Raw genomic sequence first — 15,752 nt, forward strand, 5'->3', positions numbered from 1 at the left:
GTTCCATAGCTATCTTGCAGCTTGGATAACTCGGTGACACAGTACGCCAAATCTCTAATGAGGAGCATCACCATGCTTGAGAAACGCAACTTTTATATCAACGGCGAATGGGTTGCACCCGCCGCGCCAAACGACTTTGCTGTCATTGATCCATCCACCGAAGAACAGTGCGCTGTGATCTCGTTGGGCGATCAGGCCGATACAGACGCCGCCGTAAATGCCGCGCGCGCCGCATTCGACAGCTGGTCCCAGACATCAAAAGAAGAGCGCACCGCCCTGATCCAGAAACTGGCCGAAATCTATGAGGCCCGTCAGGAAGAAATGGCTCAAGCCATGTCCATGGAAATGGGCGCGCCGATCATGCTGAGCCGTCAGCAACAGGTTGGTGCAGGCAGCTGGCATATCGATGGCTTCCTGAAAGCATTCAAAGACTTCTCTTTCGAGCGTGACTTCACCTCGACAGAAAAAACCTTGCTTGAACCCATCGGCGTTTGCGCTCTGATCACCCCTTGGAACTGGCCAATGAACCAGATCATCCTGAAGGTGATCCCAGCGATGGCAACCGGCTGTACTGTGGTTCTTAAGCCTTCCGAGATTGCACCGCTATCTGGCTTGCTCTTTGCTGAATTTGTGCACGAGGCGGGCTTCCCTGCTGGTGTGTTCAACCTTGTGAATGGTGACGGTGTTGGCGTTGGTAGCCAGCTGTCTGCGCACCCAGAGGTCGACATGGTGAGCTTTACCGGTTCCACCCGCGCAGGTATCGCCATTTCAAAAGCGGCCGCTGATACGCTGAAGCGCGTCTCGCTAGAGCTAGGCGGCAAAGGCGCGAACATCATCTTTGAAGACGCTGATCCAAAGGCCGCAAAATCCGGCGCGATCCGTTGCTTCCGCAACTCTGGCCAATCCTGTAACGCGCCTACCCGTATGCTGGTGCATAAATCGCGCTACGACGAAGCCGTCGAGATGGCTTCCGAAGTTGCCAACAACACACATGTTGGCCCCGCTTCCGAAGAAGGCAAGCAGATCGGCCCCGTTGTTTCCGAGGCTCAGTACAACAAAATTCAGGGCCTGATCGAAGTTGGCATGTCCGAAGCGCGTTTGACTGCTGGTGGCCTTGGCCGTCCGGACGGATTGAACCGCGGCTACTATGTGAAACCAACTGTCTTTGCCGATGTCACAAATGACATGCGCATCGCGCAGGAAGAAGTATTCGGCCCCGTTCTGTCGATCATCCCTTTCGAAACCGAAGAAGAAGCGATCGCCATCGCAAATGACACGCCATATGGCCTGACCAACTATATCCAAACCGAAGACGACGAAAAGCGCCGCCGCGTTGCGCGCCGCGTTCGCTCGGGCATGGTTGAGACCAACGGTCAGGGCTTTGCCCAAGGCTCCCCTTTTGGTGGATACAAGCAATCTGGCAACGGCCGCGAAGGTGGTGTGTATGGCCTCGAGGAGTTCCTCGAAGTGAAAGCCGTCTCCGGCTGGGCTGCTGAGTAAGCATCCCTTCAATGGTTTTCGAAAAGGGCTGCCTGCGGGTGGCCCTTTTTGCGTTTAGAAGGGCGCCTTGCTGCGGATCTTGGTCGATTGGCCACCATCGGGGTGTTTAAACCGCAACTCTTCTGAATGCAGCATCATGCGCGGAAAATCCTGCGCCTCGCCTTCCGCGTAAAACGGATCGCCTAAGATCGGATGCCCAAGGCTCAGCATATGCACGCGCAGCTGGTGGCTGCGTCCTGTATGTGGCGTGAGGCGAACCCTAGCCGTGGTCCCTTCGTCCTTGGTCACGCGCCAATCGGTTTGGGCGCTTTTGCCCCGCTCGTGACAGACCATCTGGCGCGGGCGGTTTTCCCAATCCACGATCAGCGGTAAATCAATGGTACCTGCCTTTTCGCTTGGCACCCCCCAGACGCGGGCAACATAGGTTTTCTTTGTCATCCGTTTTTCAAACTGTAGGCCAAGGTGGCGCTGCGCATAAGGCGTCATTGCAAAGATCATCACACCAGATGTGTCGCGATCCAGCCGATGCACCAGCAGCGCATCAGGAAACGCCGCCTGCACCCGCGTCAGCAGGCAATCGGCCAAATGCTCACCCCGGCCAGGAACCGAAAGCAGCCCCTCTGGCTTGTTCACCAGAATGACTTCGTGATCGAGGTGAAGAACCTCTAGCGGGTCCTGCGGCGGAGAATACGTTGCGTCCATAGCGGCCTCAGTCCCATGTGTAGGGTGGGTTTTCAACCCACTGCATGCCATCCTTTTCGGAAGAGGAGAGATATTATGCACCCAACAATCCAAAAATTTCACGACTATGTTTTGGCTGACAACCATGACGACGTTCCATCGCTCATGGCCGAAGACATCACCTTCCAGCCCCCTACATATTGGGCCACATGGAACGGGCGTGACGCTGTCGGCGCCGTGTTAGGGCACGTTGGTGCCGTTTTTCAGGATTTTGAATACCGCCGCGTTATGGGGTCTGATAACGATTGGGCGTTGGAGTTTCAGTGCAAGGTCGATGGCTTGGATTGCGTAGGCGTAGACCTGATCACCCTCAACGAGGACGGGCTGATGCAGCATTTCGAAGTTGTTATGCGCCCCTATAAAACCATCGGCGCCTTGCGTGAGGCGATGAATGCACGGGTTATGAAAGACCCCGCCTTCCTCAAGCACAAATCAGCGTTGTCTTGAATTTTAGCTCGTGCGGTTGCGGCGCATCTGGCGGATCATTGAAGCCGAATAGATGATCAATGCGATCCAGATCAGCGGCAATGCAATCGCGCGGGCACGGCCAAACGGCTCTCCGAAAATGAACACGGCGTTCAGCAAAATCAACGTCGGCGCGATGTATTGCATGATCCCGATCGTCGAAAGCCGCAACAGCTTTGCTCCGTTTGAATAAAGCAGCAAAGGGATAGCCGTAACTGCACCACATCCCAGCAATAGCCACGTGTCCATGGCGTTCCCCACTAGGAAATGTGTTTTACCGGTACTCGCCAAAAACACAGCATAGCCCAGAGCAACAGGAAGCAGGATGATCACCTCCATCAAGAAACCCTGATTAGGGCCAATCGGCAAACTCTTTTTCGCCAAGGCATAAAAACCCCATGTCAGCATCATACCAAAGGCCAACCACGGGGTTTGTTCTGCATCAACAACCAGAACCAACACCGCGGCGACTGCAAAAGCCACCGCAATCAGCTGCGCCTTGTTCAGCTTTTCGCCCAGCAGAACGGCTGCCAAGAACACGCTGAACAACGGGTTGATATAATACCCAATCGCCGCATCCAAAGCATTGCCCGACGTGATCGCATAGACATAAATCCCCCAGTTCAGAGAGATCAACGCGGCAGTCACACAGCCCATCGCCAACATGCGCGGATTGCGAAACGCCTCACGCAGGGTGGCGGTGCGCCCGAGCAGGATCAACACCACAGCCGCAATCGGAACCGACCAGATCACGCGGTGGGCGATCACTTCTGCCGTTGGCAGGTGGCTCAGCAATTTCATATAAAGCGGCAGAAACCCCCACAATAAATACGCGCCGCCAGCAAACAACAAACCCTGCGGCGTGTCCTGATCGGTGGTTGGTGTGGTCGAATTGGGGTTTCGCATTTTTGGTCTCCTACCCCGCAAAGGGGTAGGGGAAGTTTCATCAGTCTAAAAGGATTAGATTGTACCCGTTACACCTTTACCCGTTCCGAGGTCGGATCATACATCGGCTTCAGCGAGGCTTCGGCCTTAACCCGTGTGCCCATCACGTCAATCTCATAGGTCGAGGCCAGAACATCCGCAGGCTCTTCGCCTTTGCACGGCACATAGCCAAGGCCGATCGCCCCGCCCAAATGGTGGCCATAAGAGCCCGAGGTTAAGTAGCCGACAATCTCACCATCTCGCAGAATGGGTTCGTTGTGATACAGCAGCGGCTCGGGATCGGTCAGCTTGAATTGCACCATCCGCATATCAAGGCCTGCTTCTTTCTTGTCCAAAACCGCTTGGCGACCGATGAAGTCGGCCTTCGCGGTTTTCACTGCAAAGCCTAGGCCCGCCTCCAGCACGTGATCCTCTGAGGTGATATCGTGACCAAAGTGGCGGAAGCCTTTTTCGATGCGACAGCTGTCCATCATATGCATACCACATAGGCGCATATCCAAATCGGCGCCTGCCTCGGCCAAGGTTTCGAACACATGACCTGCCTGATCGGCGCTGACGTAAACCTCCCAGCCCAGTTCACCCACGTAAGTCACGCGGTGAACACGGGCCAGCCCCATCCCTATCTCGATCTCCTGCGCGGTGCCGAAAGGGTTCACATCGTTGCTAAAATCGTTAGGTGAAACCTTTTGCAGCAACTCGCGTGATTTTGGCCCCATCACTGCCAGCACGCCTTCGCCAGCGGTGACATCCGTGATCACCACGTTAAAACCACCGATGTTGCGGCGCATCCATGTCTCATCAGCCAGCCGTGTCGCGGCTGGTGTCACAACAAGGTAGGCATGTTCGGACAGGCGCGTCACAGTCACGTCAGCCTCGATACCGCCGCGGCGGTTCAGGAACTGGGTGTAGACGATTTTACCGACGGGGACCGAGTAATCACCGCCGCCGATATAGTTCAAATAGGCCTCGGCATCGCGGCCCTCGACGCGGATTTTGCCGAAGGATGACATATCGTACATGCCGACATTCTGGCGCACCGCCATATGTTCGTCGCGCACGTTGTCAAAGAAGTTTTGGCGTTTCCAGCTGTATTGATACTCGGCCTCCTGGCCATCCCGCGCGAACCAGTTTGCACGTTCCCAGCCAGCCAGTTCGCCCATCACCGCGCCGCGCTCTTGCAGGTGGTTGTGGAATGGCGTTCGGCGAATGCCACGCGCTGTTGCCTTTTGGCGGTAGGGAAAGTGATCTGCGTAAAGCAGCCCCAGCGTTTCCTTGGAGCGTTCAAACAGATAGGTTTTGTTCCCTTGGAAAGGCTGCATCCGGTTGATGTCCACATCACCCAGATCGAATGGTTTTTCACCTTCATCCATCCACTGGCTCAACGCCATTCCAGCGCCACCAGCCGACTGGATGCCGATCGAATTGAAACCAGCAGCGACCCAGACGTTATCCATCTCGGGCGCAAGGCCTAGGTGGTAGGCGTCATCGGGGGTAAAGCTCTCTGGTCCGTTAAAGAAGGTGTGGATACCCGCCTCGGCCAACATTGGCATACGTTCTACGGCAGCCTCTAGGATGGGCTCAAAGTGGTCAAAATCTTCGGGCAGTTGATCGAATTCGAAGTCTTTTGGAATGCCGTCCATCGCCCAAGGTTTGGCGTTCGGCTCAAATGCGCCCAACAGCATCTTACCCGCGTCTTCTTTGTAATAGGCACACTCATCAGGCACGCGCAGCACGGGGAGTTGGCTCAGCCCCGAAATGGCCTCGGTCACAATATAGAAGTGTTCGCAAGCGTGCAGCGGTACATTGGTACCCGCCATTTTGCCAACTTCATGGCCCCACATGCCGCCGCAATTTACGATCATGTCGGCCTTGATGTGACCCGTTTCATCTCCTTGCTGCCAGTCAACGCCGGTCACGCGGCGACCTTCCTTGGCAATCGATGTCACGGCTGTTTGCTCGATCACTTTGGCGCCACGTTGCCGTGCGCCTTTGGCCAAGGCCAGCGCGATGTTCGCAGGGTCACCCTGCCCGTCCTTGTCGAGGTAAACCGCACCTTTGACACCATCGATGTTCAGGTGTTCGTAGCGTTTCAACACTTCCTGAGGCGAGATTTCTTCAACCTCAACACCAAAGGCACGTGCCATCGCCGCTTGGCGGTAAATCTCTTCGCGGCGTTCCTCGGTTAGGGCAACCGTGATGGAACCACAGCGCTTGAACCCAGTCGCAACGCCTGTCTCTTCCTCTAGGCTACCGTACAGCTCTTGAGAGTATTTTGCCAATTTGGTCATGTTTTTGGTTGCCCGCAACTGAGCGATCAGACCAGCAGCATGCCATGTCGTACCAGACGTCAGCTGCTTGCGTTCAAGCAGCACAACATCTTTCCAGCCCAATTTGGACAGGTGATAGGCAACCGAACAGCCAATAACACCGCCACCGATAATGACGACGCGCGCATGAGAAGGAACATTAGCCATGAGAGGCCCTTTCTAAACTATCGTATGGCCAGCGTCGGTCAGACGGCGGGCAATTTCAGAAATATGATCGGGTCCCACTTCGCAACAGCCACCAACGATCGTGGCCCCCGCGCCAACCCATTCCATCACCTGATCCGCATAACGTGCAGGCGTCAGGTCTGTTCGTGCGCTCAGGGCATCAACCGTTGGCGCATCTTTTTTGAAATCGTCTGATATCTTGGTGAACCCGTTGGCAAATGCGCCAAAGGGGATGCCGCAGTCTGACAGGATCGGCAGCCCGTTTGAAATGGCCTCGGGCAGAGAGCAATTCAGCAAAACCGCCGCGGGCCGATAATGCGCAATCATCGCAACGGCGACATCCAGCGGCTCCCCTGAGCGCAGCTTGGTCCCGTCATCATCATCAACGGAAAACCCAACCCAAAGGGGTTTGCCGCTGCCCGAGGCTTGGTATCCTTGGAAAATGCCTTCGGCTTCCTGCAAGGAGCTGACCGTTTCGGCCAGCACCAAATCAATTCGATCACCCATCAAATTGATGATCTCTGCAAACCGCTCGGTTGCGAGTGCTACATCTGGTTTCAAATCTGGGCGATAGGTTGCCAACAGAGGGCCTAGGGCACCCGCGATCCGGCCACTCCCATGTGCATCCCGTGCCGCAACAGCCTGATCCACAGCGGTGTGCAATAGGGGGGCCAACTGATCTTCTAGGTCAACACGCTCTAACCGATTCCGGTGCACAGCATAGGTATTGGTTGTAGCAATTGTTGCGCCGCAACCAAAATAATCTGCATGGACAGCACCCACCAATTCAGGTTCGTCCATCATCACCTTGGTTGACCAAAGCGGCGTAGCAGCGCCACTGCCACGCTTGACCAGTTCTTGACCGATCGAGCCATCCAAAAGGGTAACTTCTGTCATTTTTCACATTCTTTCAGTGGAGACCAAGGCCCGCATTCACGCGTCCTTGGTCCAATTCCGGTGTTCAGCCCATCAGGCGCGCAAGCGTTCGTTTGCAGCATCCCAAAGAGGTTCATCTGCTTGAACAACTGCTTTGTACCTTTTGCCAAAAATGTTGATCGACAGCTCGGTTCCAGCAACTGCCAGATCAGCGCGGATGGTACCAAGGGCCACGGATTTATTGATACGATACCCCCAGTCACCGCTGGTGGTTTCACCCACAACGTCATCGCCATGATAAACCGTAGACATATATGGCGCGTCCTGATCACCCGCCTCGACAATCATCGTGACAAAGCGTTTTTTTACGCCAGCGTCACGTTCAGCGATCAACGCGGCCTTACCTGGGAAATCCTGCGGTTTGTCGAATTTGACCCAGCGATCCAGCCCCGCTTCGAGCATGGAGTAATCGGTGGACAGGTCACCCTTCCACGTCCGGTAGCCCTTTTCGATCCGCATGGAATTTAGCGCATACATGCCAAATGGCGTTGCCCCTGCGGCCACCACAGCGTCATAGACAGCTGGACTATCGTCAAAGCCTGTGTGCACTTCCCAACCCAATTCACCTGCAAAGGAAACGCGGAACAGTTTGGCTGGCTTACCAGCAACCGTAGCATCCTGAATGGACATCCATGTTGCGCTTAGATCTGCGCCCTCACACATGCCAGCCAGAATATCGCGCGAGGCAGGGCCCGTTACGATATGTGTTGACCAGTCGCGCGTGATGTCCGTCAGGCTCAGCGAGCCATCCGCTGGCATGCGCCCTTTGAGCAGTTCAAAATCGTGCCACAAGGCAACCGCAGCCGTCATCAGCCAGAAATCATCTTCACCCCAACGAATGATTGTCATTTCTGTCAAAATACGACCACGGCTATCGGCGAAATATCCAAGGTTCATACGACCAACCTTTGGCAAGGCGCCCGTAATCTGACCCCGCAGCCATTCGGCAGCGCCTTCACCGCTCAACGTGTAACGAGAGAAACCTGGCATATCGAGGACACCCGCGTGATCGCGCACCGCTTCGACTTCCTCTTTGATGCGCGCCGACCATGGGCCGATGCGATCCCATGTCTGGGTGCTTTCCTCTGATGTGTCGTCGCCGTCTTTGGCGAACCAGTTGGCGCGCTCCCAGCCGTTATAGGCGCCAAACTGGGCACCTGCGGCCTTCAGCGTGTCATGGTTTGGCGACAGCTTTTTGTCGCGGCCAGCTGGCCATTCGTGGTGTGGGAAGTGCATGGCATATTCATAACCATATGTTTCCAGCGCCTTGGACAGGCAATAATCGTGATCCGCACTATCGGTATAGCGGCGCGGGTCAGCCGCCCACATGTCCAGCTCGGTTTCGCCGTGCATGATCCACTCACTCAGCACCTTGCCCGCACCACCGCCCTGCGCAATGCCAAAGGTAAAGCTGTGACCCTCAAAGGCGTTTTTGACGCCAGGCATCGGGCCAATCATCGGCAAGCCGTCAGGCGCATAGGGGATCGGCCCGTTGATGTTACGCTCAACCCCGCCCTGCCCCAACAAAGGCACCCGCGCCATGGCGTCCTCAATGTAAAACTCCAACCGCTCTAGATCATCTGGGTAAAGCTGGAACGAGAAATCCTCGGGCATCGGATCCTCGGGGGTCACCCAATGGGCCTTGCAGTTGCGCTCATAAGGGCCAAGGTTCAGCCCGTATTTATCCTGCCGCAGGTAATAGGAAATATCCACGTCCCGCACCAAAGGCACCTTATGGCCTTTCTCCTTGGTCCATGCCTCCAGCTCGGGCAGCTGGCCGGTCAGGAAATACTGATGGCTCATCACCACCATCGGCACAGTGCGCCCACCAAAGGGTTTAAACATCTCGCCCACGCGCTGCGCATAATAACCTGCACAGTTCACGACAATCTCGGCTTTGATTTCGCCCTTATCGGTCTTTACGACCCACTCATCACCCACGCGGTCAAGGCCGGTAATTGGGCAAAAGCGTTCGATCCGCCCCCCCGCATCCCGCGCACCCTTGGCAAGCGCCTGCGTCAGCTGTGCGGGATCAATATCACCATCCAGAGGATCCCACAGGCCACCTTGCAAGTCGTGAACCTCCATGAATGGGTTGTATTCCTTCAGCTCGGCAGGGGTCAGCATGCCCATATCCAGACCCTGATACGCCCCCATCGAGGCTACGCGTTCGAACTCCTGCATGCGCTCTTTGCTATGCGCCAATCGCAAGCTGCCCGTGACGTGGTAGTTCATCGGGTAATCGACGTCTTGCCCAAGTGTGCGGTACATCTCCAGACCGTACCGCTGCATGTTCATCACCGCCCAAGAGCTGGAGAAGTTCGGACAGTTGCCCGCTGCATGCCATGTTGAACCCGCCGTTAGTTCGTTCTTTTCCAGCAGCACGCAGTCTTTCCAGCCTGCTTTTGCCAAGTGATACAAGGTGGATGTCCCCACCACGCCACCGCCAATGATGACCACGCGGGCCGTTGTTGGAAAATCGCTCATGTTTCTTGCTCCTGCTGACGGATCGTGTCCGGTATGTCGTAATAATCGCCCTTGTCGGCTGTGAAGATATGTCTTTCCAAACGCAGCCCCGTCGCACCATCCAGCGCGCCCAAGGAAACGCCGGTGTCTGGGTCTGCTTTGCCCTTCCAAAACAGGAAAGAGCCACAGGTAGGGCAAAAGCCCCGCTTTGCTGTTTCGCTTGCCGCGTACCAACGCGGCGCACCGGTTATTTTCAGGTCATTGTCCAAAACCTGAACAGAGGCCCAATGATGCCCCGTCTGTTTGCGGCACTGCGTACAGTGGCACGCCGCCGGATCACGGGCTGCTTTTTCAGCGGTGAAAGTGATAGCGCCGCACAGGCAGGATCCGCTCAACATCAACCAACCCTCGCCGGAGTAGAGGCACTGCCCAGCAGGATGCCGTAGATGATAAAACATGCGCCCATCGCGCGCCGCACCCAGACGTTAAACACCGCGCCCAGCGCCGCCCGCCCAAGGCCAGCCCCCAACGCGGTAAAGCCCATGTAGCTAAGCGCGGTCAGGGATAACGCCGTTGGAAAGATAACCGCCATTTGATCCCAAATCGGCACATCAGGCTGCACGAACTGTGAGAATGCTGCCAAATACCCCGCTACGCTTTTGGGGTTGATCACCGCGATAGCCAAGGCCCGTAGATACACCGATTTCGCAGGTACTGGGGTCACCTGAACAGGTTTCTTTGCCTGCACCCATCCACGAATACCCAGATAGATTAAAAACGCCGCCCCCAAGAATTTGGCCGCCATGAACGCCGTAGGAGAGGCCGCAATCAATGCTGTAACACCCAATGCGGAAAGGAAGAGGAATAGGGACGCCTGTGTCAGGATCGCCAGCACCCCAATAAGTGAGCGCCTAAACCCCAAGGTCATCCCGTTATTGATGCAATTCACTGCATTCGGGCCAGGTGTCGTGACAAACACCAGCCAAAACAGGGCGAATATGCTCCATGCTTCAAAGCTCATGTTAATACACCGGAGGGGCGATGACCCAGATCGCGACAACAGGTTCTGTGGTTCGGTTTGCCCAGCGAAAGGCCTCCCCCCGAATGCGAAAACTATCTCCTGCATCCAGCGAATGCACAACGCCGTCAATCTCGATCTCAAGCGTGCCAGAGATGATGTAACCCACTTCTTGGGTCGGCCGCTGAACGAAGTTTTTGATGTGGCTGTGGGGCAGAAAGGTTGAATGGACCATCTCGAAATCATCGCTAAGGTCGGGGGATAGCAGTTCCTCTACCAAGCCTTCCATTGATGATCCAATGGGGCGGCGCGCGGTAGCCCGCACAATAAAACCTGCTTCGGCCGCTGGCGCTGCATCATGGCGAAACAACATGGATACGGGAATATCAAAATGCGCTGCCATCAGGCGCAAATCGGTAATGGAAGGTTCGGATTTGTCCCGCTCAACTTGGCTAAGCCACCCGACGGATCGCCCCAGCGCCTGCGCCGTCTGTGCCAATGTAAATCCGCGAGCACGCCTTAGCGCGCGCAGATCAACACCCAGCGTGTGTGATGTTTGTGGCGGATCGTGACGCATTGAACCTCTGTTAGGTTAGATTTCCCACACCTCCGAATCCCAGTGGATTTGGCGAATTTGAAATTCTTGTCAGAGGTTCGTGAAAAAATCTAGAATTATTTCATCTGCGTGAATATTTTGCCTATAGCTTTTACGATCCGTTCATTTCTCATCGAAATATGAGTACCCCCACCACATCAGCGCAAAATTTCCACGCTACCGCAGATGCCGTTTCTGAAAACCAATTCTCTCTCAACTGCTAGAAACAAAAATCGCGGCCACTGGGGGCCGCGATTTGTTTCGCTTTCTTGGCTGTTCCCCTAGCCCCGCTCAATTGCGATTGCAGTGCCTTCACCACCGCCAATGCAAATAGCCGCGACACCGCGTTTCAACCCGCGTTTTTCAAGCGCGTTCAGCAATGTGACCATGATCCGTGCGCCAGACGCCCCGATAGGATGACCCAAAGCACATGCCCCCCCATTTACGTTCACGACATCATGGGACAGACCCATTTCATGCATAAACGCCAAGGGCACGACGGCAAAAGCTTCGTTTACTTCCCATAGATCCACGTCTTCCTTTGTCCAGCCAAGGCGATCCAGTAATTTTTGCGCGGCGGGAACCGGTGCTGTTGTGAACAGACCAGGGGCCTGCGCATGGCTTGCATGGCCCATAATTCGCGCACGGATCGGTAACCCCTTTTCCTTTGCTGCCTCTTCGGATGCGAGAACCAAGGCAGCCGCCCCATCAGAAATAGATGATGAGTTCGCCGCCGTTACTGTACCACCTTCTCGAAAAGCGGGCTTCAGTTGAGGGATTTTATCAGGACGCGCTGTTGCAGGCTGTTCATCCGCATCTACGGTAATGGCACCTTTTCGAGTTTTCACTTCAACCGGTGCTACCTCTTCTGAAAAGGCCCCGCTCGACTGAGCCTCTAACGCGCGGCTAAGAGAGGCCAGTGCATATTCATCCTGACGTTCGCGCGTAAACTGAAAAGTCTCGGCACAATCTTCAGCGAACGTGCCCATCAAGCGACCTTTGTCATAGGCATCTTCCAGACCGTCCAAGAACATATGGTCGATCACCGCCGCATGGCCCAAACGCGCACCGCCGCGCATTTTGGGCAAAACATAAGGCGCGTTGGTCATGCTTTCCATGCCGCCTGCAACCATGACATCCGTATGGCCAACCGCAATTTGGTCAAATCCAATCATCGCGGCCTTCATGCCAGAACCGCACATCTTGTTCAGCGTGGTTGCTGGAACGTCCTCACCTAATCCCGCTGCAAAGCCAGCCTGCCGTGCAGGGGCCTGCCCTTGACCGGCGGGTAAAACACACCCCATTAAAACTTCTTCTACGATTGATGGGTCTACATCACCCAGTGCTGCGCGTATCGCGGCGCCGCCCAGTTGGGATGCAGGCATTCCATCAAACGCTCCCTGAAAGCCCCCCATCGGCGTTCTTGACGCCCCTGCTATCACTACTTTGCGCATGTTTGTTCTCCCTATGCGGTGCTTACCACTTCTTAGCCATTTGTCGCTAAGTAGGCTCGTACACAATCTTTGCAGGAATATATCATGGAACTTACCAGCTCAACAGAAGCCGACTTGCAGATCGTTACGGTTCAAGAACCACGTATCGACGCGCCCGTCGCCACGGCGTTCAAGGACAACATGCGTGACCTGACGGAAGCAGGTAAAGACACCGTTTTGCTGGACCTAAACCACGTCAAATTCATCGATTCTAGCGGATTAGGGGCCATCGTTGCTGCAATGAAATCACTTGGGCCTGGCCGCCGCCTGATTTTGGCGGGCCTGACCCCTGCTGTCGATAAGGTGTTCAAGCTCACACGCATGGATTCTGTCTTTGGTGTTTTTTCTACCGTTGACGCCGCTCTTTCCGAGTTGCGGGGATAGAAATCTACGATCAAGGAGCCTGCAGTGCCAAAACACACACTCCCCTTTTCATTCGTCGTCACTTTGGCGGGAAAAGAAGATGCTATTCGAAGCGGATTGGCCCAAACTCTTGCTGGGTTGGAACCCCTTGGTTTGAACAACGATGAGACCACAACTGTGGAGCTTGTTCTGGCAGAGGCATTAAACAATGTCGTTGAACATGCTTTGGCCTCGACCAATGGGGAAACCGAAATAGAAATTCGAACCACTCATGACGATCAGGGCCTCCTATTGGTCATCGTCGATCAAGGCGTGCCAATGCCAACCGGTACGGCGCCTGCTTGCCGTGAGCCGGAACTGGCTGTTGCCTTGGATGACATGCCCGAAGGCGGGTTTGGCTGGTTTATGATCCACACGCTTACACAGGAAATCGATTACAAACGGGTAGAGGATACGAACCAACTCAGCCTGCGCTTGCCTGTTGGCCTGCAACCTCAAACACCGACACCCTGAAATGGTCGCGTCAATACCTTAGACATGCCCCTAAGGCATCACATTTTCGCCACGCTTGGCCGTCATACCTGTTCTTGTAGCTGCATATAGCTTCCTCCGGCGTCGCGTTTAATTGCCCCCACCCAGTACGCGATGCCGGAGCACTAACCTCCCCAAATAGCAGATATTCACATTGGTTCTCCTTCACAGAGCCTCTAAGCTTTGCTCAACACATGTTTGAGCGAGGTATTTCTGATGCGGGATTTTCATTTCCCTGGCCGATCCGCCGTTTTGGCAACTGGAGGTATGTGCGCCACCTCCCACCCCCTTGGGGCAAAGGCCGCCGTTGACGTTTTGCAGCGTGGCGGTAACGCGATGGACGCGGCTATTGCCGGCGCAGTGCTGCTGGGGATTTGCGAACCCCAGATGACAGGCATCGGTGGGGATTGTTTTGTACTTTGGTCAGAGGCGGGCAGCACCGAAGTCAGAGCGCTAAACGGATCTGGGCGCGCGCCGGCTGCGTTGGATGCGGCGGAACTGCGCAACGGGGGTGAAAAAACAGTTCCTCTGCGCTCTGCGCATGCGGTAACCATCCCCGGTGCTATTGATGCCTTCTGCTTCCTCTCGGAAAATGTTGGAAAGCTCGGCATTGACGCGCTTCTGGCTCCCTCTATTCACTATGCTGAAAACGGCGTGCCTGTTGCGCCCCGTGTTGCCTTTGACTGGGAGCAGGACCAAAGCACCCTACAAGGGGTCGCGCGCGATCACTTCTTGATCAACGGTCGCACCCCAAAGGTTGGTGACATCTTCCGCGCCCCCGGTCAGGCCGAGGTTCTGCGCCGCATCGCCAAAGATGGTAGGGATGCCTTTTATACCGGTGAAGTCGCCGACGACATGTTGGAGGCCCTGAACGCGATGGGTGGCAAACACACAGCAGCAGATTTTGCCGCAGTCGCCTGCACCCAGACAACGCCAATCGCCGCAGCCTACAAAGATATCGAAGTTGTCGAGCATCCGCCAAACGGCCAAGGTGCCACCGCGTTGCTGATGCTCAACATCCTCTCGCAGTTTGATATCGCCGCCATGGACCCGCTTGGCGCGCAACGCATTCACATTGAGGCCGAAGCCGCGAAACTGGCCTATGACGCCCGCAACCGCTTTCTTACCGATGCAGATTACGCCACCCGCACCGAATACATGTTGGACATGAGCACTGCACAGCAGCTGGCAGCCCTGATTGACCCAAACAAAGCAATGCAAAGCCCTGCTGCATTGTCCGAGGCAGTTCATAAGGACACGATTTATATCACCGTCGTTGATGGCGATGGGATGTCTGTTTCCTTGATCTATTCCATCTTCCACGGTTTCGGGTCTGGCATCGCGTCAAACAAATTTGGGCTATTGATGCAAAACCGTGGGGCGGGCTTTACTTTGGAACAAGGGCACCCGAACGAACTAAAAGGGGGGAAGCGACCAATGCACACCATTATCCCCGGTATGATCCGCCGCAATGGCAAGGTAGAAATGCCATTTGGAGTGATGGGCGGAGCCTATCAGCCTTGCGGCCATGCGCGATTCGCCTCCAACCTCTGTGACTTTGGCATGGACCCACAGGCGGCGATTGATGCGCCCCGTGCATTTTCCGACAATGGCACCTTGAATGTTGAACGCGGTTACTCAGATGCAATTCGTTCTGAGCTGTCCGACATGGGCCACAACGTGGCGATCCCCAACGTTGCCATTGGCGGCGCACAGACAATCAAAATTCATGAAAGCGGTGTTTTGGAAGGCGCATCTGATCCGCGCAAAGACGGATGTGCATTGGGCTACTAAAGTGATCAAGGGGTGCCTAGCGGCGCCCCTTAGTTCAATTGGAAATGCAGCGGGTAGGCGCCATTTTCAAACGGGCCAAACAGATCGTGGATATCCGGATGATCCACTGGTTCGCCCGAATAATCCGCAACAAGGTTTTGTTCGGAGACATAAGCCACATAATAGCTTTGGTCGTTTTCAGCCAACAAATGGTAGAACGGCTGCCCTTTAATCGGGCGGCTTTCTTCGGGAATCGACTCATACCATTCTTCGGTATTAGCAAACTCTGGGTCCACATCGAAAATCACCCCTCTAAATGGGTGTTTCTTGTGGCGGACAACCTGCCCTAGGTGATATTTTGCGCGTGTTCGGATCATAGCAGTGCGTTCCCTACTCTTGGTTCCTATCCGAAACAAGGGCGTTCTGTCCAATTA

The 15,752-nt window shown here is 55.2% G+C and carries 15 protein-coding genes; 5 read left to right on the plus strand and 10 right to left on the minus strand.

Annotated features, from left to right (window positions below; all coding sequences use genetic code 11):
* Window positions 1-72 precede the first annotated feature (72 nt).
* Window positions 73-1,500 (plus strand): aldehyde dehydrogenase family protein, encoded by a 1,428-nt coding sequence (locus Z948_RS0106555; protein WP_025058765.1) that lies wholly within the window; start codon window positions 73-75, stop codon window positions 1,498-1,500.
* 54 nt (window positions 1,501-1,554) lie between these two features.
* Here the strand turns inward: Z948_RS0106555 and Z948_RS0106560 are convergent, their stop codons facing one another.
* Window positions 1,555-2,202, minus strand: a complete 648-nt coding sequence (locus Z948_RS0106560) for a pseudouridine synthase (protein WP_025058766.1) — start codon at window positions 2,200-2,202, stop codon at window positions 1,555-1,557.
* A 75-nt stretch (window positions 2,203-2,277) separates the two neighbouring features.
* On the opposite strand from Z948_RS0106560, the gene Z948_RS0106565 reads away from it, so the two are divergent.
* Window positions 2,278-2,688 (plus strand): nuclear transport factor 2 family protein, encoded by a 411-nt coding sequence (locus Z948_RS0106565; RefSeq protein WP_025058767.1) that lies wholly within the window; start codon window positions 2,278-2,280, stop codon window positions 2,686-2,688.
* A gap of 3 nt (window positions 2,689-2,691) precedes the next feature.
* On the opposite strand, the gene rarD is transcribed toward Z948_RS0106565, so the two are convergent.
* The 8 genes from rarD to Z948_RS0106605 all read right to left on the minus strand — a co-directional run bounded on the left by rarD (window position 2,692) and on the right by Z948_RS0106605 (window position 12,612).
* Window positions 2,692-3,612: an EamA family transporter RarD gene (rarD, locus tag Z948_RS0106570; RefSeq protein ID WP_025058768.1), complete on the minus strand. Its 921-nt coding sequence runs from the start codon at window positions 3,610-3,612 to the stop codon at window positions 2,692-2,694.
* Between the two features lie 68 nt (window positions 3,613-3,680).
* Window positions 3,681-6,125 (minus strand): GcvT family protein, encoded by a 2,445-nt coding sequence (locus Z948_RS0106575; protein WP_025058769.1) that lies wholly within the window; start codon window positions 6,123-6,125, stop codon window positions 3,681-3,683.
* Window positions 6,126-6,137: 12 nt separating this feature from the next.
* Complete coding sequence (locus Z948_RS0106580; protein ID WP_025058770.1) at window positions 6,138-7,040, minus strand: homocysteine S-methyltransferase family protein; 903 nt, start codon at window positions 7,038-7,040, stop codon at window positions 6,138-6,140.
* Window positions 7,041-7,112: 72 nt separating this feature from the next.
* Window positions 7,113-9,566, minus strand: coding sequence for a GcvT family protein (locus Z948_RS0106585; RefSeq protein ID WP_025058771.1), 2,454 nt, complete (start codon window positions 9,564-9,566; stop codon window positions 7,113-7,115).
* Entirely contained in the window at window positions 9,563-9,943 is a 381-nt protein-coding gene (locus Z948_RS0106590; RefSeq protein WP_025058772.1) for a GFA family protein, read from the minus strand. The genes Z948_RS0106585 and Z948_RS0106590 overlap by 4 nt, the downstream gene beginning before the upstream one ends.
* Entirely contained in the window at window positions 9,943-10,566 is a 624-nt protein-coding gene (locus Z948_RS0106595; protein WP_025058773.1) for a LysE family translocator, read from the minus strand. The genes Z948_RS0106590 and Z948_RS0106595 overlap by 1 nt, the downstream gene beginning before the upstream one ends.
* Before the next feature lies 1 nt (window position 10,567).
* A complete protein-coding gene (locus Z948_RS0106600; protein ID WP_025058774.1) occupies window positions 10,568-11,140 on the minus strand; it encodes a helix-turn-helix domain-containing protein in 573 nt (190 codons plus the stop codon).
* Between the two features lie 299 nt (window positions 11,141-11,439).
* Window positions 11,440-12,612: a thiolase family protein gene (locus Z948_RS0106605; RefSeq protein ID WP_025058775.1), complete on the minus strand. Its 1,173-nt coding sequence runs from the start codon at window positions 12,610-12,612 to the stop codon at window positions 11,440-11,442.
* Window positions 12,613-12,696: 84 nt separating this feature from the next.
* Here Z948_RS0106605 and Z948_RS0106610 point away from each other — a divergent pair, with 84 nt between their 5' ends.
* From Z948_RS0106610 to Z948_RS0106620, 3 genes are all read left to right on the plus strand, one after another.
* Complete coding sequence (locus Z948_RS0106610) at window positions 12,697-13,035, plus strand: STAS domain-containing protein (protein WP_025058776.1); 339 nt, start codon at window positions 12,697-12,699, stop codon at window positions 13,033-13,035.
* Window positions 13,036-13,059: 24 nt separating this feature from the next.
* Window positions 13,060-13,527, plus strand: coding sequence for an ATP-binding protein (locus tag Z948_RS0106615; RefSeq protein ID WP_025058777.1), 468 nt, complete (start codon window positions 13,060-13,062; stop codon window positions 13,525-13,527).
* Between the two features lie 234 nt (window positions 13,528-13,761).
* Window positions 13,762-15,339 (plus strand): gamma-glutamyltransferase family protein, encoded by a 1,578-nt coding sequence (locus tag Z948_RS0106620; RefSeq protein ID WP_025058778.1) that lies wholly within the window; start codon window positions 13,762-13,764, stop codon window positions 15,337-15,339.
* A 29-nt stretch (window positions 15,340-15,368) separates the two neighbouring features.
* On the opposite strand, the gene hspQ is transcribed toward Z948_RS0106620, so the two are convergent.
* Window positions 15,369-15,695 carry a heat shock protein HspQ gene (gene hspQ, locus Z948_RS0106625; RefSeq protein ID WP_025058779.1) on the minus strand — a complete coding sequence of 109 codons (327 nt, stop codon included), beginning with the start codon at window positions 15,693-15,695 and terminating at the stop codon, window positions 15,369-15,371.
* Between the last annotated feature and the right edge of the window lie 57 nt (window positions 15,696-15,752).

The organism is Sulfitobacter donghicola DSW-25 = KCTC 12864 = JCM 14565 (genome assembly GCF_000622405.1).
Taxonomy (GTDB): domain Bacteria; phylum Pseudomonadota; class Alphaproteobacteria; order Rhodobacterales; family Rhodobacteraceae; genus Sulfitobacter; species Sulfitobacter donghicola.

Excerpts from the sequence above, each read along its gene's own strand:
- Z948_RS0106620 (WP_025058778.1), top strand. The coding sequence starts at position 13,762 with ATGCGGGATTTTCATTTCCCTGGCCGATCCGCCGTTTTGGCAACTGGA.
- Z948_RS0106585 (WP_025058771.1), bottom strand. The coding sequence starts at position 9,566 with ATGAGCGATTTTCCAACAACGGCCCGCGTGGTCATCATTGGCGGTGGC.
- Z948_RS0106565 (WP_025058767.1), top strand. The coding sequence starts at position 2,278 with ATGCACCCAACAATCCAAAAATTTCACGACTATGTTTTGGCTGACAAC.
- Z948_RS0106590 (WP_025058772.1), bottom strand. The coding sequence starts at position 9,943 with ATGTTGAGCGGATCCTGCCTGTGCGGCGCTATCACTTTCACCGCTGAA.
- rarD (WP_025058768.1), bottom strand. The coding sequence starts at position 3,612 with ATGCGAAACCCCAATTCGACCACACCAACCACCGATCAGGACACGCCG.
- hspQ (WP_025058779.1), bottom strand. The coding sequence starts at position 15,695 with ATGATCCGAACACGCGCAAAATATCACCTAGGGCAGGTTGTCCGCCAC.
- Z948_RS0106605 (WP_025058775.1), bottom strand. The coding sequence starts at position 12,612 with ATGCGCAAAGTAGTGATAGCAGGGGCGTCAAGAACGCCGATGGGGGGC.
- Z948_RS0106580 (WP_025058770.1), bottom strand. The coding sequence starts at position 7,040 with ATGACAGAAGTTACCCTTTTGGATGGCTCGATCGGTCAAGAACTGGTC.
- Z948_RS0106560 (WP_025058766.1), bottom strand. The coding sequence starts at position 2,202 with ATGGACGCAACGTATTCTCCGCCGCAGGACCCGCTAGAGGTTCTTCAC.
- Z948_RS0106600 (WP_025058774.1), bottom strand. The coding sequence starts at position 11,140 with ATGCGTCACGATCCGCCACAAACATCACACACGCTGGGTGTTGATCTG.
- Z948_RS0106595 (WP_025058773.1), bottom strand. The coding sequence starts at position 10,566 with ATGAGCTTTGAAGCATGGAGCATATTCGCCCTGTTTTGGCTGGTGTTT.
- Z948_RS0106555 (WP_025058765.1), top strand. The coding sequence starts at position 73 with ATGCTTGAGAAACGCAACTTTTATATCAACGGCGAATGGGTTGCACCC.
- Z948_RS0106575 (WP_025058769.1), bottom strand. The coding sequence starts at position 6,125 with ATGGCTAATGTTCCTTCTCATGCGCGCGTCGTCATTATCGGTGGCGGT.
- Z948_RS0106610 (WP_025058776.1), top strand. The coding sequence starts at position 12,697 with ATGGAACTTACCAGCTCAACAGAAGCCGACTTGCAGATCGTTACGGTT.